At 43.4% G+C, this 18,866-nt stretch carries 18 protein-coding genes; 7 read left to right on the forward strand and 11 right to left on the reverse strand.

Going from position 1 to position 18,866, the window contains the following annotated elements; translation table 11 throughout:
• Window positions 1–151: 151 nt before the first annotated feature.
• The 3 genes from AB1401_14365 to AB1401_14375 form a co-directional block, all read right to left on the reverse strand.
• Entirely contained in the window at window positions 152–862 is a 711-nt protein-coding gene (locus AB1401_14365) for a tetratricopeptide repeat protein (GenBank protein ID MEW6616635.1), read from the reverse strand.
• 77 nt (window positions 863–939) lie between these two features.
• Complete coding sequence (locus AB1401_14370; GenBank protein MEW6616636.1) at window positions 940–1,590, reverse strand: histidinol phosphate phosphatase domain-containing protein; 651 nt, start codon at window positions 1,588–1,590, stop codon at window positions 940–942.
• Window positions 1,591–1,699: 109 nt separating this feature from the next.
• Complete coding sequence (locus AB1401_14375) at window positions 1,700–2,653, reverse strand: alcohol dehydrogenase catalytic domain-containing protein (protein ID MEW6616637.1); 954 nt, start codon at window positions 2,651–2,653, stop codon at window positions 1,700–1,702.
• 340 nt (window positions 2,654–2,993) lie between these two features.
• Here AB1401_14375 and AB1401_14380 point away from each other — a divergent pair, with 340 nt between their 5' ends.
• The 4 genes from AB1401_14380 (at window position 2,994) to katG (ending at window position 6,570) form a co-directional block, all read left to right on the forward strand.
• Window positions 2,994–3,512, forward strand: a complete 519-nt coding sequence (locus AB1401_14380; protein MEW6616638.1) for a DUF4145 domain-containing protein — start codon at window positions 2,994–2,996, stop codon at window positions 3,510–3,512.
• Between the two features lie 165 nt (window positions 3,513–3,677).
• A complete protein-coding gene (locus AB1401_14385) occupies window positions 3,678–3,872 on the forward strand; it encodes a DUF2281 domain-containing protein (protein MEW6616639.1) in 195 nt (64 codons plus the stop codon).
• Window positions 3,857–4,189 carry a type II toxin-antitoxin system PemK/MazF family toxin gene (locus AB1401_14390; protein MEW6616640.1) on the forward strand — a complete coding sequence of 111 codons (333 nt, stop codon included), beginning with the start codon at window positions 3,857–3,859 and terminating at the stop codon, window positions 4,187–4,189. The genes AB1401_14385 and AB1401_14390 overlap by 16 nt, the downstream gene beginning before the upstream one ends.
• Before the next feature lie 185 nt (window positions 4,190–4,374).
• On the forward strand, window positions 4,375–6,570 hold the full coding sequence (gene katG / locus AB1401_14395) for a catalase/peroxidase HPI (protein MEW6616641.1): 2,196 nt from the start codon (window positions 4,375–4,377) through the stop codon (window positions 6,568–6,570).
• Window positions 6,571–7,012: 442 nt separating this feature from the next.
• Here katG and AB1401_14400 read toward each other — a convergent pair whose 3' ends face one another.
• The 7 genes from AB1401_14400 to guaB all read right to left on the reverse strand — a co-directional run bounded on the left by AB1401_14400 (window position 7,013) and on the right by guaB (window position 16,438).
• The gene (locus tag AB1401_14400) at window positions 7,013–8,212 is read right to left on the reverse strand and encodes a tetratricopeptide repeat protein (protein MEW6616642.1); all 1,200 of its coding nucleotides are present in this window, start codon (window positions 8,210–8,212) and stop codon (window positions 7,013–7,015) included.
• Window positions 8,213–8,234: 22 nt separating this feature from the next.
• A complete protein-coding gene (locus tag AB1401_14405) occupies window positions 8,235–8,543 on the reverse strand; it encodes a LapA family protein (GenBank protein ID MEW6616643.1) in 309 nt (102 codons plus the stop codon).
• Window positions 8,544–8,653: 110 nt separating this feature from the next.
• Window positions 8,654–9,142, reverse strand: a complete 489-nt coding sequence (locus AB1401_14410) for an HIT domain-containing protein (GenBank protein MEW6616644.1) — start codon at window positions 9,140–9,142, stop codon at window positions 8,654–8,656.
• A 12-nt stretch (window positions 9,143–9,154) separates the two neighbouring features.
• Complete coding sequence (locus tag AB1401_14415) at window positions 9,155–9,877, reverse strand: UPF0280 family protein (GenBank protein MEW6616645.1); 723 nt, start codon at window positions 9,875–9,877, stop codon at window positions 9,155–9,157.
• Between the two features lie 23 nt (window positions 9,878–9,900).
• Window positions 9,901–13,371, reverse strand: coding sequence for a DNA polymerase III subunit alpha (locus tag AB1401_14420; GenBank protein MEW6616646.1), 3,471 nt, complete (start codon window positions 13,369–13,371; stop codon window positions 9,901–9,903).
• Window positions 13,362–14,918, reverse strand: a complete 1,557-nt coding sequence (gene guaA / locus AB1401_14425) for a glutamine-hydrolyzing GMP synthase (protein ID MEW6616647.1) — start codon at window positions 14,916–14,918, stop codon at window positions 13,362–13,364. The genes AB1401_14420 and guaA overlap by 10 nt, the downstream gene beginning before the upstream one ends.
• Before the next feature lie 56 nt (window positions 14,919–14,974).
• Entirely contained in the window at window positions 14,975–16,438 is a 1,464-nt protein-coding gene (gene guaB, locus AB1401_14430; GenBank protein MEW6616648.1) for an IMP dehydrogenase, read from the reverse strand.
• Window positions 16,439–16,614: 176 nt separating this feature from the next.
• Between guaB and AB1401_14435 the strand changes: the two genes are divergently transcribed.
• Window positions 16,615–16,911, forward strand: coding sequence for a putative quinol monooxygenase (locus AB1401_14435; protein ID MEW6616649.1), 297 nt, complete (start codon window positions 16,615–16,617; stop codon window positions 16,909–16,911).
• 18 nt (window positions 16,912–16,929) lie between these two features.
• On the opposite strand, the gene cutA is transcribed toward AB1401_14435, so the two are convergent.
• The gene (gene cutA / locus AB1401_14440) at window positions 16,930–17,268 is read right to left on the reverse strand and encodes a divalent-cation tolerance protein CutA (GenBank protein MEW6616650.1); all 339 of its coding nucleotides are present in this window, start codon (window positions 17,266–17,268) and stop codon (window positions 16,930–16,932) included.
• A gap of 397 nt (window positions 17,269–17,665) precedes the next feature.
• On the opposite strand from cutA, the gene AB1401_14445 reads away from it, so the two are divergent.
• Together AB1401_14445 and AB1401_14450 are read left to right on the forward strand one after the other, a co-directional pair.
• Complete coding sequence (locus AB1401_14445; protein MEW6616651.1) at window positions 17,666–18,517, forward strand: MBL fold metallo-hydrolase; 852 nt, start codon at window positions 17,666–17,668, stop codon at window positions 18,515–18,517.
• A gap of 70 nt (window positions 18,518–18,587) precedes the next feature.
• Window positions 18,588–18,803 carry a ferredoxin family protein gene (locus AB1401_14450; GenBank protein ID MEW6616652.1) on the forward strand — a complete coding sequence of 72 codons (216 nt, stop codon included), beginning with the start codon at window positions 18,588–18,590 and terminating at the stop codon, window positions 18,801–18,803.
• Window positions 18,804–18,866 lie beyond the last annotated feature (63 nt).

Below are 18,866 nucleotides of genomic sequence, written 5' to 3' on the forward strand. Positions count from 1 at the left end.
GAGTTCCAGGATAACCAGTAGCAACAGTAACCCCGCATTCATAAGCACCTCTGGCTATTGCCTCATTGCCGGATAACAACTCTTTCATAGTTCACCTTTCACAATCCAATCTCAAACAATATATTGAATTAAAACATTTTCAACAGTGAGGTCATCTCTTCAAAATGCTGGTTTTTTCTCTTGCAAGGGCAGCATAACCTGAATTTGGATAAGTGACGGCTAATTTCTGGTAAGTCTCAATAGCTTTATCCTTCTCTCCCAATTCTTCATAGCACCTGCCCACATTCAAATAGCCCAGTTTGCTGAGAGGTTTTCTATCTCCGTCAATAAGTTTCCTGAAGTACCTTAAGGCATTCTTATAATCTCCTTTGGCTTCAAATGCATAACCTAACCCATCATAAGCAAATATGTTTAAGGGACTGTCAGATGGAGTTTTTTTTAGAAAATTTTGATAGGATTTAATAGATTTATCAAATTCATCTAATTCGTAATAGATATGTCCACAATAAAGGGATGCCAATGAGGCGGCGCTGGTACGGGGATATTTATCAATTATATCTTTGAATTTATTAAGTGCCAGATTATATCTTTCTTTATCATTTTTAGCTGAGCTTTCAATTTTATTATTACTATGGTAGTATTGAATTGCCTTATAGTGTAGCGTAGAAGCCTCTTTTTCGGTCTTTTGAATATAAAACCGCCATCCTGTAAAAAGGAGTGCAAAAACCACTACAGCTACAGTTGCTATCAGAACCTTCTTTTTATTTTCAAAAACATGGTTTAATACCTTACTTGTTGTTGAAATAAGCTCATCCGATTCTTTGAAGATCTTCTTTTTAGGTATCTTTACCTTTTTAGCCAAAAATGTCTCCCCTTCCCCTTCTCTAAAACAGAGGGAGTATACAAACCTGTAATTGTTTTGTCAAGGAATTTTGGGCTTTAGACCTTCAGTTTCTCGATGATTTCCATTGAGTTCCTGCGTAGTTTATTAAATTCCTCCTCCGATAAGCCTGCTCCCATAGCAACGGTTTTTGCCTTCTCCAAACTGATTAGATCGCAGGGAGAGTGGGAATCAGTGTTTAGAACCAGTCTGGCACCTATTCTGGTTGCAAGCTTAGCCACATGACCATTGGTTAAGGAATGCCCTGCCCTGGCAGTAATCTCCAGGTATATACCTCTCTTTTTTGCTATCTCTGCTTCCTCTTCAGTTATTAAACCAGGATGAGCCAGGATGTCTATATCAGACAACAATGCCTCCCGATTGGTCCCTGGTGTCACAGGCTCCACCGTTGTTTCTCCATGAACAACCACTATCTTAGCGCCCATATCTCGAGCCCTTTTCTCTAACTGAGAGATTATGGAAGGGGGGATATGGGTAAGCTCTATGCCCGGGATTGCCCTTATCCTCCATTTTGAAGAAAGGTCATCACAAACACTTACAATCCTGGGAACAATGAAGTCAAGGTTCGATACATCAGCATGGTCTGTGATAGCGATTGCCTGATAACCGATAACCTCTGCCCTTCTTACCAGTTCCGAAGGTATTAATTCGCCGTCGCTAAATATAGAATGAGTGTGAAGATCTATCATCTAAGCCTCTCTTTTTTAAGGTTTTTATAATCCATAGTTGATGGCTTCGTAAAAAGTCCATCTGTCCGCCTCTGGCGGATTACTTTGCCATCCCAATTTTGACTTTTTACTAGTCCATCATAGCTAAAAGCACTTTTAAGGCTCCTTTTTTAGCTGCCTCTTCAAAAGCAATTATCCCATTGTTAATGCTATAAATTCCAGAGACAAGGGGTTTTACATCTATCAACCCTCTTTCCAATGCCCTGATAGCCGGAGGGAAATGCCCGCATCTGGAACCGATAAGGGTTTTTTCATCAACTACCAGTGGTGTCAGATCAAGTTCTCTATTTTCAGCCACGGTACTCTTTAAAACAATGGTCCCCCGGGGGCGAGTCAGCTCCATAGCCATCTCCAAACCATCTGGAGAACCCGTACAGTCTATAATCACATCGGCTTTCCTTTCAGCAAGATCGTCTATCAGACTCGTGTCTATCCCCATGCTTTTAACTATAGACAGCTTTGATGTGTGCTTACCGGCAAGCAGCAAATCACAGCCTGTCAGGGCAAGTACCTGTGCTACAAGCAGACCAAGCTTGCCATCCCCAAGTACTATCACCCTGTTTGAAGGCATGATATTGACCTGCTCGGTTATCTGAAACGCCGCTGCCAGGGGTTCTATAAATACTGCCTCCTCATCTGCAATCTTGTCCGGGATAAGGTGCAGGTTTTCTTCAGGAAGTACCAGATACTCTGCAAAAGCCCCATGGTGGTCCAGTATACCCAAAACCCTTCTATCTTTGCAATGGGTTTTTAACCCCCCAGTGCAAAAGCTGCATTTACCACAGACGCAGTTTATCTCCCCTGCTACCCTCTTTCTTAAAAGCCCACGATTTTTACACTCTTCCACAACTCCAACAAATTCATGCCCCAATATTCCCTTGAACCCTCTGTAACCCTTAACGATCTCAAGGTCTGTGTTGCATATGCCCGCCACCAAAACCCTGATAAGGGATTCGTCTTGTCCTCTCTCAGGTTTTGGATGGTCAACCAGTTTTAATTTGTTGTCAAAGTATAGTGCCTTCATTTATTATCCTAAAATGATCTTTATAGCCTAATAAATGCTTACAAAACCTGTCATTTTTTCTCCTATCCTCTCAATATTTTCCCCCCTTACTATCTCTTTGAGGAAGAAATATAGCACATCACGAACAGTCTTACCACTAATTTCAACATATTAAACCACTAATCCCCAACGTATTTTTTATCTTATTGACTATGCTGAAACTTGCTGATATTATCCAGAAAACTGTTCAATAATATGTTCGATGAAATTGGAGGTAAAAAATGGCGGTATCGGTTTTTTTATTTCTTTTGTCACAAACATACTGCATTGAGTGTAGCTCCTGCTAAGTACGAAGGCAGTTATGGTAGCACGCGTCATATCGCTGCGCTATGGGATGATCAACGAGGCAATGAATGGTGGTGTCGGTATATGTAATGGTTGCCATCACCCCGTGCTGGTTCGCGGTCAGGGCTATGACATTTACCCTGCTCCGATGCCAACCCCTACTAACAAGGCAATCCCGCAAGCGCTTACCGAAGACCTTAATGAAGCAAAAATGTGTTTTTCTGTGGGTTGTTACCGGGCATGTGCAGCCATGGCAAGAAGGTGTATTCAAGCCGCTTGTCTTGATAAAGGTGCGACGGAGAAAGACCTTGTCAAACAAATAAAGGAACTAACTCAAGCAGGTATCATTACAAAAGATATTGAGGAATGGGCAACGGTAGTCCGATGGGTCGGAAACGATGCTGCACATCCCGGAAAGGATCCCGTGAAAAAAGACGACGCAGAAGATTGTTTGAAACTTGCGGAGCAGTTTTTGCATGTTATCTACGTGACGCCATCTATTGCTAAGGCACGAAAAGTGGCGAGAGGAAAGTGAATCACCGAACAAGGCGTTTCACCCGACCACCGAAAAAAGCTACTGCCGGGTGAACTTCGCGTTCGCCTTGAAAAAATCATCTCCGAAATTCAGAATATACAAGTTAGGAGATCAATGGTATACTCAAAGCCGTAAAAAAATTACTCAGAAAAAGAGGTTGATGCCATGAATACTAAAGAAGAACTGATAAACGAGATTGAGAAAACTCCTGAGCCTTTTCTCTCTGAGGTGCTGGATTTTCTTCACTTTCTAAAAACAAAAGCCAGCCGGGAAAAGTTGGATATCGCCATGATGAGCGAATCGTCTTTAGCCAAAGACTGGATGAAGCCGGAGGAGGATGAGGCATGGCAAAGTTTGTAAAGGGTGATATTGTTGTCATTCCCTTTCCCTTTTCCGATCTGAGTCAATCCAAAAGACGCCCTGCTCTTGTTCTGACTGTGCTTCAAGGAAACGACCTAATTCTCTGCCAGATAACAAGTAAGAGCGTCAAAGACAATTATGCCATTCCTGTAGACCAAAACGATTTTGCCTCTGGCAGTCTAAACCAGGAGAGTAACATAAGACCCAACAGACTTTTCACTGCAGATAATCAGATTGTTTTGTACCGTATAGGCAATTTAAAAAAAATTAAGCTTGACCAAGTGATCAACAAGATTATTGAAATCATAAAAGAGTAAATATTAAGCGAACAAGGCAGTTAAACCGCGTTCGCCCATAGCGCGTGGTTTTGATATTCGAGAAGGTTGATGTTACTTTCTTAAACAAAAAAAAAGGAGTTTACATCATGCAGGACACTTTCGAAATACGACATCTTTCCAGAGAATATAAGCAAATTCAAACCTGAATGGAAAGGAGAACAGAGATGAATGAAGATAGCAAGTGCCCGGTAACGGGAAAGACAAGCAATTCCATTGCCGGCGGCGGCACGTCGAACCGGGACTGGTGGCCGAACCAGTTGAACCTCAAGATTCTTCATCAGCATTCTGACCTGAACAATCCGATGGGCAAGGCGTTCAACTACGCTGAGGAGTTCAAGAAACTCGACCTGGATGCCGTTAAGAAGGACCTCTATGTGCTGATGACCGACTCGCAGGACTGGTGGCCGGCCGACTGGGGTCACTACGGGGGTCTCTTCATCCGGATGGCGTGGCACAGCGCAGGCACCTACCGCATGGGCGATGGCCGTGGGGGCGCAGGGTCCGGTTCCCAACGCTTGGCGCCCCTCAACAGCTGGCCCGACAACGTGAACCTGGACAAGGCGCGCCGGCTGCTCTGGCCGATCAAACAGAAATACGGCAGGAAAATCTCCTGGGCCGACCTGATGATCCTGGCCGGCAATTGCGCACTTGAGTCGATGGGATTCAAAACCTTCGGTTTCGCCGGCGGGCGCGAGGATGTCTGGGAGCCGGAAGAGGACATTTATTGGGGCTCTGAGGACGAGTGGCTTGGCGATAAACGCTATTCGGGCGACCGGGATCTCGAGAATCCTCTCGCGGCCGTTCAGATGGGGCTGATTTACGTGAACCCGGAAGGGCCGAACGGTAATCCTGATCCGGTGGCGTCGGGCCATGATGTTCGCGAGACCTTTGCGCGTATGGCCATGAATGACGAAGAGACCGTCGCACTCGTAGCAGGCGGGCACACCTTCGGCAAATGCCACGGCGCCGGCCCTGCGTCCCATGTGGGCCCTGAACCTGAAGGCGCTCCAATTGAAGAGCAGGGTCTTGGCTGGAAGAGCAGCTTCCGCAGCGGAAAAGGCGGCGATACGATCAGTAGCGGCATCGAAGGCGCCTGGAAGCCAAACCCGACCAAGTGGGACATGGGCTATCTGAAGGTGCTGTTCAAATATGAGTGGGAGCTGGTCAAGAGCGCGGCCGGCGCGCAACAGTGGCTGGCCAAGGACGTGGCCGAAGAGGACATGGTGGTTGACGCCCACGACCCGTCGAAGAAACACCGGCCGATGATGACCACGGCGGATCTCTCTCTTCGCTTCGACCCGATCTACGGACCGATCGCGCGGCGCTACCTGCAGAACCCCGAGGAATTCGCGGATGCCTTCGCCCGGGCGTGGTTCAAGCTGACTCACCGCGACATGGGCCCTCGTTCGCGCTATCTAGGCCAGGAGGTTCCGGCCGAAGAGCTCATCTGGCAAGACCCGATCCCTGCCGTCAATCACAAGCTGATTGATGCACAAGACATCGCAGCTCTCAAAGGCACGATCCTGGCTTCGGGTCTGTCTGTTTCCCAACTGGTCTCAACGGCATGGGCATCGGCGTCCACGTTCCGCGGCTCCGACAAACGCGGCGGGGCAAACGGGGCGCGCATTCGTCTCGCCCCGCAGAAGGATTGGGAAGTTAACCAGCCGGTACAACTACAGGCCCTGCTCCAGACCCTTGAGGGAATCCAAAAGCAGTTCAACAGTGCGCAGATCGGCGGGAAGATGGTTTCGCTCGCTGACCTGATTGTTCTTGGGGGATGCGCAGGTGTCGAACAAGCCGCGAAGAATGCCGGACACGAGGTAACCGTTCCCTTCAGACCGGGACGGACGGATGCGTCACAGGAGCAAACCGATGTGGCGTCATTTGCCGTACTCGAACCGGCTGCAGATGGGTTCCGCAACTATCTCAAAACCAAATACAACGTATCGGCAGAGGAACTGCTGATTGATCGGGCGCAACTGCTGACACTGACCGCTCCCGAGATGACGGTTCTCGTTGGCGGCATGCGCGTCCTGAATGCCAACGTCGGAAAGTCCCAACACGGCGTCTTCACCAAACGCCCGGAGGCGCTTACCAACGACTTCTTCGTGAATCTGCTCGACATGAGCACCACGTGGAAGACGTCCCCAGAATCCGACGACGTGTTCGAGGGTCGTGATCGCAAGAGCGGTGAGCTCAAGTGGACCGGCACCCGTGTCGACCTCATCTTCGGCTCGAACTCCCAGCTGAGAGCGCTCGCAGAAGTATATGCGTGTGAAGACTCGCAGAATAAGTTCGTGCAAGACTTCGTGGCGGCCTGGAACAAGGTGATGAACGCGGATCGCTTTGACCCTGCCTGATCGTAGTATAAACGTCTTCGAGAGCTTTCTGACAGGATGGCAAAATAACGGTCAGCTAACAACCGTTTCCAGCGGACGGCGTACCGCCGCCGCTGAACCGGAACGTTTGTCGGCTCTGATCGAAATAAAAAATGGGTTAGATATCGGCGGGGCAGGAAAATGTTCGGAGGGAAACATGCTTGAATGTGAACGTTACAAAAATAAGATGGATTTTAGCGAATTCCATGAATTCGCCGGTAAGCTTTTTTGCGACGATTGTTACATGGACGCGCTCAGTCCTCGGGTCCACCCGAAAATAACACTTGCATACACCATAACATACGGCAATTACCGCATTACTTGATCCCAGAGTTTTGAAATGAATGACTTGGATGCCGTAATGGTCCTCCTTTTATTGAAGGAGGTTCATACTAAAATTATTTCAGTGTGAATTAGTTAACCATTACCTGTCTTCCAGTTCTTTAGGTATTATTGTATCCCATTTCAGACATTGGGGACATTTCCATTCTATATTTTCTAATTCAAAACCACACCTTTGGCATCTAAATCTTTTCTCAGGCATATCAAGTATATTCAACAGCTCCTGATATTCAGATATCATTTCATCTTTCTTCCCAGATGCTATAAGGATTCTTCCCAACTCTTTTCTTGCACATATAGAGGTTGGATTTATCCTTATCACAGACCGGAGCTCTTCTATTGCCTCCTTAATATCCCCTTCCCTGTATAGATATTCTGCCAGGGCAAAGTGAAGATGGTAGTTATCTTTATCTTCCTTTGAACTCTTCTTTAAAAACTCCTCAAAATCATCAGACTTGTCTTGCATAGAGTATACTTTTTCAAGTCTACCATACACAAGATAGGTTAAAGGCGGACTGATTTTAGTTACTCTCTTCCATGTAGAGATAGCTCCGCTATAATCATTTTGGAAAAGACATATATCTCCCAAATGAATAAGGGCATCTATACAATCAGGGTCTAAAGATATAGCTTTTTTGAAAGCCTCCTTTGCTGACTTTATATCATTATTAGCAAAGTAAGATTTCCCAACCTCTGTCTGAATATGCGCCAGGATGTTATTGTCGTTTGTCTTCCTCAGCGCTGATATTCTCTGCTGAATTGTATATGCCTTTTCCCATTCGTTAATCTCTTCGTAAAGCTCCTCAAGCTGTATATAGGCATCCAGCCTGGATGAGTCATTGTCAATTACCTCTTCAAAGGATGAAATGGCCCTCTTAATAAAACCAGCTTTTTTAAAGTCTAAACCCAGGTTGTACAAAGCCTGTATCTTAGTCTCTCTGTCAATTGTGGGGCGTAGTATTATACTGTTATGTATACGAATAGCCCGTCCAATCTCTCCCTTACTTCTAAACAGGTTCCCCAATGCTATATAGGTTTCAACTGTGTTGGAGTTTATCTGAACAGCTTTGGTAAATTCCTCTATGGCATGGTCATGGTCATTTGAGAGCAAATAATTTATACCCATTAGAAAGGCAGTGCTCTCTTTGCTTTCTCTTTTGACCTTAGGTTCTATAGCTGTCAATTTTGAGGAAAACCAACCCCCAATGATCAGACCCAGAAAAAGACCGACTAAAACCAGAATTACGGAGAAATAATACGGATTTAAAACATGCAGTTCCATGAAATCTTCCCCAGTTTAATTATTATTCATACGACTGTTTTGACTCCATAATAGGCAGATTTCTCAAGGAATTCAACTCGTCTTCCAATTCCAGAATGGTTTTCTGCTGCCTTTTTATCTCCTGCTTCAGTTTGAAACCGGAAAAAACACCGCCAAACCCTGCAACGAGAACGCCTACAAGGATAGAAATGAAGACTAATAAAAAAATAGGCATAGTCCATACTTCGTTAATAAAATAATATTGAAGGGAAACAGACTCTTGATTCTTAATGGCAAAGGTTATGGCAGCAATAAAAAAGAGCGTTACAAAAACCGTTTTTAACAACCTCATTAAATTTCCTCCTTTTTCATAACAGTTCACAGGGACCGGGGATCGGCAGTCCAATCGCAGACCGCTTACAAATCAGCAACGGACAACTGAGAACAGTCAACTGACACCACTTATATATCTACTCGCTTGAAAAGGGGTGACAGTTTATCATAGGTTTCGTCCAGGTGTTCGGGTATCACCCTGGTTTCAGCCATGAGCGGCATAAAGTTGATGTCGCCAGACCACCTTGGTACAACATGAAAATGCAAATGTTCCTCTATCCCCGCTCCAGCGACCTTTCCCTGATTCAATCCAACATTGAAACCATGTGGTTGAAATGCCTCCTTAAGTATAACAATTGATTTCTGTAAAACTAGAGAGAGGTTATTGACTTCTGTTATTTCCAAATCATCTAAACCGCTAACGTGCCTACCAGGAGCTACCAACAGGTGACCATAGGAATAAGGGTATTTATTTATCATCACCATAGAAAGCTTGCCACGGTATAATATCAAATTTGCCTTACTATCTTTTTCGCCAGGTTTAGAACAAAAAATACAGGTCTCTGGTTTATCCCCCAGGATATAATCCATCCTCCAGGGAGCCCAAATACTTTTCATCGCATCTCCATTCTATATTTCAATTAACTCCACCTTTCCATAGACGGCCATTTCCTTGCCCAGTATAATTAAACCACCCAAGATACCGTCGATCTTGGCAGCAAATTCCAGCGCTCTAGCAAAATCCCCTTTATCTTTTACAAGATTACCAACAGATGTAGCAGCAGCATCTGCCAGAAGAGCCGATTTTGAAACAACAGTAACTGCATCTGCCCTGCCAAAACTAATAGAATGGCCTACTGTACCTGAAGAAGTGCAAACCCCAAGGGGAGTATCCTCTGGATTGATTTTAATCCCTATTCTATTGCTCAGCGGAGACGCGCCGGCATATATACCAACGCTTATTTTTGAAGAAGTTTTAAGAAATATATCCCCTCCGTTTTCTACAATTATTTCCTCTGATCGGCCTAATAACTCTTTGCCAACAAACTCCGAAATAGTTCCTGCTACTGCTGCCATAGGCCCGGTTCCGGCTAAGCTTGAAGCCTCTATCATGGCCCTTATAATTTTAGGGGCAAAGGGATCTAATGGCAGTGGTATCAGGCTCTTTTGAAATTCTGGAAATCTCCTGATGTATTCCTCAATTTGGTACCTATACTTTAATACAGCATCCCTGGCTTCTCTGCCCAAGTCTTTACTAGCCCCGATATATAAATCCGTCTCTTTAACAAATACTTGAAAGTAGGTAAGCCTGTTGTCATGTATAAGATTTCTATAGGTTCTTTTTTGATGCATATTCACGATTTACGATTTGCGACTCACGAAGCTACCTGGCATCCAAAAAGTTCCTCCACCTTTTTAAATAGTACTTCCGATGGAGTTAAGCGGAACTCTTCACCCAGGGATATAACCGTTTCAATGAAATTTGGGAGTACCAGGTGGAGAAACGCCTCACTGTTCCCCTTGTGATTCAATAAAATATCTCTTAGTTTTTCCAGATGTTCTCTTGTTACAGAAGAGGTTTTAACAGTGAAATGAATACCGACATTAAGTTTTTCCTTTGCCTCTGAAAGGGGTATTATTTTTTTAGCTATTACTTTTGGATTCTCTTCTTCCATTGCCAGGGTCCCAAGGATCAGAATAGGTTCCTCTCCTTTTAAAAAGGAAGAGGTTTCCTTGTAAATATCAGGGAAAACCACTATTTCAATGAAACCCTTCAGATCTTCTAAGGTAACGCGGGCCATCCGATCTCCCTTGCGTGTATTAATTTCCCTGACAGAACTAACCATACCGCCGATTTTTATTTCTGCTCCATCATGAAATTCGACAATATCGAGGGTATTTGTATTAGCATACCTCTTGATGTCCTCTTCATAACGGGTCAGGGGATGACCTGTAATATAGAAACCCAGAACCTCCTTCTCATAAGTCAACAGCTGGTTTTCATGCCATTCTTCAACATCTGGAAACTTTGCATTTAGCTCAACCGCACCGGGGTCATTAAAAATATCAAACATATTGATTTGACCATTGGTTCTATCCCTCTGAATAGCCCCTGCTCTTTCTATGGCATCATCCAATACCCCCATTAGTTTAGAACGAAAGACACCCGTAAAGTCAAATGTCCCACACTTAATCAGGCTCTCTACAACCCTCCTGTTTGCTTTTCTGGCATCCACCCTTTCACAAAAATCAAAGATAGAGTTAAACTTTCCATCCTTCTCCCTTATGGAGATAATAGCTTCTATAGCCTGATTTCCCACATTCTTAACCCCTGCCAGCCCAAAACGAATCCTGCCGTCTATAACAGTAAAATCCCTGAAACTCTCATTGATATCAGGGGGCAAAACTTGAATCCCTTTATCATTACACTCAGTTATGTACCTGATCAGTTTATCAGTGTTCTCCTTTTCACTGGTCAGCAGGGCAGCCATAAATTCAATGGGATAGTGGGCTTTAAGGTATGCTGTCTGATACGCTATCATGGCGTAGGCAGCACTGTGTGATTTATTGAACCCATATTCTGCAAACATAGCCATTAAATCAAAAATCTTTTCTGCTTTTTCCGTCTTTATCTTATTCTTCTTAGCGCCAAGCAGGAATTTTTCTTTCTGTTTAGCCATCTCTTCCGGCTTCTTTTTGCCCATTGCCCGACGAAGAAGATCGGCATCACCCAGAGTAAAATTGGCCAGCGTACTCGCTATCTTCATTACCTGTTCCTGATAGACTATTACCCCGTATGTATCCTTTAAGACACCCTCTAGCTGCGGAACCTCATATTTTACAGGAACAGTACCGTGCTTCCTCTTGATAAAATCGTCTACCATACCGCTTCCCAGAGGACCGGGACGATACAGGGCAAGGAGAGCAATTACATCCTCTATATTCCCCGGTTTGAGTTTAATCAACAGTTCCTTCATGCCGGAGCTTTCCAGCTGGAATACGCCAGAGGTGTCCCCTGCCCCAAGTAACCTGTAGGTTAATTCATCATCCAGAGGTATCCGATTTAAATCAAGCTTCTCCTCTTTTCCTTCATTTATAATTCTCAATGCATTGTCGATTAGGGTCAGGGTCTTTAACCCCAGAAAATCGAATTTGATCAGCCCTATCTTTCCCACATCATTCATGGCAAACTGAGTAACAACCTCTCCGTTCTGCCCTTTATAAAGAGGCAGGTACTCAACAAGGGGTTTATTGGCAATTACAACCCCGGCTGCATGCGTAGATGCATGCCTTGGCAGCCCTTCTAAGGATTTGGCAAGTGAAATTAAATGCCTCACATTCTCATCGTTTTGTTCAAGCTCTTTTAGCTTAGGTTCTTGCCTCAGGGCATCTTCCAAAGAGGTATTCGGGGTGTTGGGGATTAGCTTGGCTATCCTGTCTACCTCCTTATAGGGCATATTCAAGACCCTGCCTACATCTCTCACTACACCCTTTGCCTGCATTTTACCGAATGTTATAATCTGGGCAACGTTCTTCCTGCCGTATTTATTGGCAACGTATTCTATTGTATCATCTCTGCCATCAACACAGAAATCTATATCTATATCGGGCATGCTTATCCGCCCAGGATTGAGGAATCTTTCAAATAGGAGGTCATAAAGAAGTGGATCAATATCGGTAATTTTTAGAGAATATGCCACCAGGCTCCCTGCAGCTGAGCCACGACCTGGCCCCACAGGAATGTTTCTCTTTTTTGCATAATTTACAAAGTCTGAAACAATCAAAAAGTAGCCGGAAAATCCCATGGCTTTGATAGTATTCAGCTCTTCCTCAAGTCTCTTATAATACTTATCAGAAATTGCAGATACATCCCCTACTCCAGCTTCTATAAGTTTTATCCTTTCTTTCAGTCCGTCTCTGGCTGTTTTTTCAAGATAGCTATCCAGAGATTCCCCTTGCGGAACCTTAAAATCAGGTAGATGGAGCTCATCAAATCTCAGTTCAAGGTTACATCGCTCGGCAATCTCGATGGTGTTCTTCAAGGCATCGGGGTAGGATGAAAAAAGGGCATCCATCTCCGCTGGAGACTTGAAATAAAACTCATCAGTAGCAAACCTCATCCTGTCCTGATCACTGAGGATCTTTCCCGTCTGGATGCACAGAAGCACCTCATGTGCCTTTGAATCCTCACGTTTTAAATAATGGCAGTCATTGGTTGCAACTAAAGGCAAATCAAGTATCCTGCTTATTTCTATAAGTCCTTCATTGACAGACTTCTGGAGTTCAATCTTATTGTCCTGTATCTCCAGATAGAACCTGCCATTGTTGAATATCTCTTTATACTCACTGGCAACTTTGAGGGCATTTTCTTTGTCTCCTATCTCTATTAGACGGGAAAGCTCACCGTGCAAACACCCACTAAGGGCAATCAGCCCCTCATTATGATTCTTTAACAAGTCTTTATCTACTCTGGGACGGTAGTAAAACCCCTCAAAATATGCGGCAGTTACCAATTTAAGTAAGTTTTTATATCCTGTTGTATTCTTCACCAGTAGGGTTAAATGATAGGAAGCATCAGAGATGCCCCGGGACTCCTTATTAAACCTGCTTCCAGGCGCAACATAGACTTCGCAACCAATAATCGGCTTAATTCCATTTTGATATGCCTTGGTGTAGAACTCTATAGTACCAAACATATTACCATGATCAGTCATGGCCAAAGCTGGCATTTTGTATTCCCTGGCCAAAGCAAATAGCTCATTCATCCTTATCGCCCCATCAAGCAGGCTATACTTTGTATGCAAGTGAAGATGGATGAAACCCGAGTGTTGCATATCTATTCCCATTCAATAGTGCTAGGAGGCTTAGAAGATATATCGTAAACCACTCTGTTTATACCCTTAACTTCATTGATAATCCTATTTGCCATCCTGGCAAGGACTTCATAGGGAAGCCTTACCCAATCAGCAGTCATGCCATCCGAGCTTCGGACTACTCGCAGGGCAACAACGTTTTCATATGTCCTCTCGTCTCCCATAACACCTACAGTCTTTATAGGGAGAAGCACGGCAAAGGACTGCCAGATCTGGTCTTTAAAATCGGTTTTTTCAATCTCTTCAGCAACTATACTATCTGCGTCTCGAAGGATGGATAGATTCTCTTTGGTTACCTCTCCCAGAATTCGAACAGCAAGCCCTGGCCCCGGAAAGGGTTGCCTGTTTATTATCTTCACAGGCAATCCAAGCTCTCTCCCCAGCAGCCTAACCTCATCTTTAAACAGTTCTCTCAATGGTTCTATCAATTTTAAATCCATCTTTTCCGGGAGTCCGCCTACATTGTGGTGAGTCTTGATAGTAGCCGACGGCCCTTTAAAAGAGGCACTCTCAATAACATCTGGATACAGTGTTCCCTGGGCAAGATATTCTACATTCCCAATATTTTTGGCTTCCTTCTCAAAAAGGTATATGAACTCGTTACCTATAGTTCTCCTCTTTATTTCAGGGTCGGTCACCCCTTTTAATTTCTCTAAAAATACTTCTTCTGCATTTATATAATGAAGATTCATATTATAGTGTTCACCAAAAACTGTTCTAACCTCCTGGGCTTCATTTTTTCTGAGCAACCCATTGTCAACAAAGACACATACCAGTTGATCTCCAACAGCTCGATGAAGCAAGGATGCTACTACAGATGAATCAACCCCTCCGCTTAATGCACAGATAACCGTTTTGTCTCCCACTGTTTTCTTGATTTGTAATATAGAATCCTTAATAAAAGACTCCATAGTCCAGTTTGGAAGGCATCCACAGATTCTGTAAAGGAAATTCTTTAGAATCTTCATCCCTCTTGGGGTATGAGCAACTTCCGGATGAAATTGAACACCGAAGATTCTCGACTTATTATCTTTTATAGCAGCTATAGGGGAGTTTTTACTATGGGCAATTGGGGTAAAACCAGGTGGCATAACCTTAATTTTGTCACTATGGCTCATCCACACATCGATAAAGGAGGTGTTCTCGAAACCCAGGAATAGATCTGTAAAATCATCTATAAAAAGCCTCGTATGTCCATATTCACGCCTGGCTGAACCTTTAACCTTTCCACCCATGATATGGGCCATAAACTGCATTCCATAACATATACCCAGAATTGGGAGGTTTAGTTTGAAAATCTCCGGGGAACAGTAAGGAGCTGTTTCATCGTAGACACTGGAGGGACCTCCGGAAAAGATAATTCCTTTAGGGTTAAACTTCTCAATCTTCTCCAGATTGACATTGAAAGGCTGAATTTCACAGTATACTTTGCATTCTCTTACCCTTCTTGCAATCAATTGGGTATATTGGGAACCAAAGTCGAGGATCAGTATCTTTTCTTGATGGATGTCAACTGACACACTTATATCTCTTCTTAGTTGAGGAGTTGGAACTCTTTAACTCTTTAACTTTTAGTCTATTCCAGCCGGTAATTCGGGGCTTCCTTGGTGATGATAACGTCATGGACATGGCTTTCTCTTAAACCGGCAGCAGTAACCTTTATGAATTTGCCTTTCTTACGTAACTCTTGAAGATTTTTGCACCCAACATAGCCCATCCCTGCTTTTAGCCCTCCCAATAATTGGTATATATTTGAGGACAAAGAACCCCTATAAGGGATCCTTCCTTCAATCCCCTCTGGAACAAGTTTGGCATCACTTATTATGTCATCCTGATAGTACCGATCCCTGCTACCCTTCTTCATTGCCTCAATAGAACCCATTCCTCTATACACCTTGTAGCTTCTTCCCTGAAAGATTATAGTTTCTCCAGGACTCTCGTCTGTCCCGGCAATCAGGTTTCCTATCATAACGCTGTGTGCCCCGGCAACCAGGGCTTTAGTTATGTCTCCTGAGTATTTTATTCCCCCATCAGCAATAAGAGGGATCTCAAATTTCTTTCCTATCTTTGCGCAATCCATTATAGCTGTTATTTGAGGGACACCAACCCCGGCAATTACTCTCGTTGTACATATAGACCCTGGTCCCACACCTACCTTTACTCCATCACAACCTGCCTTTATAAGATCCAGAGTAGCATCCGCAGTAGCTGCATTCCCGGCTATCAACTCGCAATCAGGAAAATTCTTCTTAGTATCGGCAATAGCTTCTATAACACTTTTGGTATGAGCATGGGATGTATCTATCACAATAACATCTGCGCCAGCTTTTAGAAGTTTTTCGGTTCTCTCCTCCCTATTCGAAGTTATACCAATAGCTGCCCCTACACGAAGCCTCCCCAACTGATCCTTGCACGCATTCGGATATTTCCTTATCTTTTCTATATCCTTTATAGTTATTAAACCCTTCAGATTATTCCTGTCATCCACAACAAGGAGTTTCTCTATTCGGTTTTTATGGAGGAGTTTTTTGGAGTCCTCCATGGTAATTCCTACAGGGGCAGTAACAAGGTTTTCTTTAGTCATTACAGAGCTTATCTTTTGATCAAGGTCAGTTTCAAACCTAAGGTCTCTGTTAGTCAGTATCCCCACCAGTTTCCCTCCTTTAACGATCGGGACACCAGAAATCCTGTATTTTTCCATTACCTCTAAGGCTTCGTATATCTTCTGGTCAGGATGCATAGTTATCGGATCCACGATCATCCCACTCTCAGATTTCTTTACTTTATCAACTTCAGATACCTGCGATTCGATACTCATATTTCTATGAATAACCCCTATTCCTCCTTCACGTGCCATGCTAATGGCCGTTCTGTATTCTGTGACTGTGTCCATGGCTGCGCTGACCAGAGGTATATTCAATTCTATAGATTTTGTAAGAAGCGTACGTACCTCTACGTCTTTAGGCAGGATATCAGACTTTCCGGGCAGTAAAAAGACATCGTCAAATGTCAGAGCAGTAGTAAAATTATCTTCAATCATTCATATCTCCCAGTAAAGAAACATTTGAAATTGGATTTAATCTTTTTATAATAATTTCCTTTCCTTGTCAAGGTAAAAGACAGAGCGGTTTTTCCTTGACAGGTCTTATGTTAATCCGGTATAAAAAGTTAATAAAAAAGCAAAAAGTATTTAAGGTTTTTTGAAGGAGGTAAAAGATGATAGTTGTTGTCGCTGTTCTAAAGGCACAGGCAGGAAAAGAAAGGGAGATGGAAGATGCATTAAGGGCTGTGATCCTAAAGGTTCAACCTGAAGAAGGAACTCTCGCATACGCCCTTCATCGTGCTAAGAATGAACCAGGGACATTTCTGTTCTATGAGAAGTACAAAGATAAGGCTGCATTTGACCATCACAGTACTACGCCGTATATTCAGGAACTCTTTGGCAAAATAGGTCCCTTGCTAGCCGCAAGACCGAGCATAGAGATGTATGAGGAGTTAGCAGCAAAGAAATAATCTATCCTTGTCCGGCTGTTAAAAGGTCTTATGATCAACGGTAACCTCATCAATCCACCTGAGATAATCTTCTGAACCTGAATGAATCGGAAGGGATATTATCTCTGGCACCTCATAGGTATGAAGCATTTTCACCCTCTCCTTAATCTGCTGAAATAACGATTCTTTACTTTTCAGAATCATCAAGACTTCATTCTCATCACAGATTTCACCCTTCCAGCTAAATATCGATCTTATTTCAGGGATAATATTGGCACACGCGGCTAGTTCCTCTTCTACCAGAACCTTTCCAATCTTCACTGCTTCTTCTGCCGAACTTGCAGTAATAAGAATTGTAATATACGTAGTCCCTACCATTTTTTTCTACATCCTTTAATGAAGTTAAAAATCAGTAACCTAAGAATACATGTTTACTAGGATTTCCCGCAGAGCCTGTCCTAAGCAAGGTGACAAGATTCCTCGCTTCGCTCGGAATGACAGGTGAAGGGTTGGAAATGACAGGCAAAGGGCTCAAAATGACAGCATTACATATGTATTTATGAAACGATGTACTAGATATATAGTTGTCTGTCAAGATTTTTTGTCTTGATTTAGGCGGATATAACTGCTAAATAATTAAGAGGATTTTCAGACTAAACAACAGCGCACCTGAGTGTGCTGTTGTGCGGAGCGGGAAAGGAAGCTTAAAGGTTTTTATATGAATGCCTTAAAGGTTAGTCAAAATTTGTACCTGATAGACTTAGAGCAGAATTTTATGGGATTCAGGAATTTCATAGGTTCATGGGTATACATTGGCGATTATACCCTTCTTGTCGATGTGGGTCCCTCTGCTACAGTGAAAGAACTTGTAACATCTTTAAAAACCATAGGAATTAAAAAATTGGACTACATCCTTTTAACCCATATCCATCTGGACCATGCCGGTGGCGTTGGAGAACTTACAGAGTACTTCCCCAGAGCGAAAGTTGTATGCCACGAACGGGCTGTGGAGCATCTGATAGAACCTCAGGGTCTCTGGGAAGCGACAAAAAAGACACTGGGTGATATAGCCATGGTATATGGAGAGATAAGCCCTGTCTCAGAGAAAAAAATAATCCCCTCTTTTCAGTTCCATATAGATGGCATTGATGCTATAAATACACCAGGCCATGCTGTGCATCATGTAAGTTATACCTGTGATAGATACCTATTTGCCGGAGAGGCAGGGGGTGTATTTCATTCTTTTAATGATGAAACCTACCAACGGCCTGCCACCCCACCCAGATTGCATCTTGAAGAAGCGATAGAAAGCTTAGACAAACTTCTGAATCTGGGCAAAAAAAAGATCTGTTTCGGACACTTTGGAACATATGAAGATTCTATAGAAATGCTTGAAAGACACAGGGAACAACTGTTTCTCTGGAAGGAAGTAATAGCCGAAGAGATTAAAAGGTCATTAAATAAGGAAAATCTAATTGAAGACTGTATGTCAAAACTCCTTGCAGCAGACAAGTCCTTTGCATCATTTAATTATCTTGATGATGATATTAGAGAAAGGGAGAAGTATTTTATAACGAACAGTATAAAGGGGTACATTGGATACATTAGCTCCATTAAAACCCTGTAAAAACGTCTTCTGAATTACTTTTCCCGATTCCAGGCTTTTGATTTTTGACTCTATTCTTTGAGGAGGTAAAATGGCTAAAGGGGTTATTCAAATCGAGGAGAATCGCTGTATGGGTTGTGGTTTTTGTGAAATGTTTTGTAATAAGGGATGCATCAATATGACGGAGAGGGTTTCACAATTTGGGCTGCCTTTGCCCGACTTTAGCAAACCCGAGGATTGCAGTGCCTGTGGCATGTGTGCATGGATGTGTCCTCATGTTGCTATTGAGGTTTATAAGTATGTCTAAAGGGGGAGCAAAATGACGGAAAGAATTTTAATGCAAGGAAACGAAGCTGTTGGATGGGGTGCC

The sequence above is a fragment of the Thermodesulfobacteriota bacterium genome (assembly GCA_040757775.1).
Lineage (GTDB): Bacteria > Desulfobacterota > UBA8473 > UBA8473 > UBA8473 > UBA8473.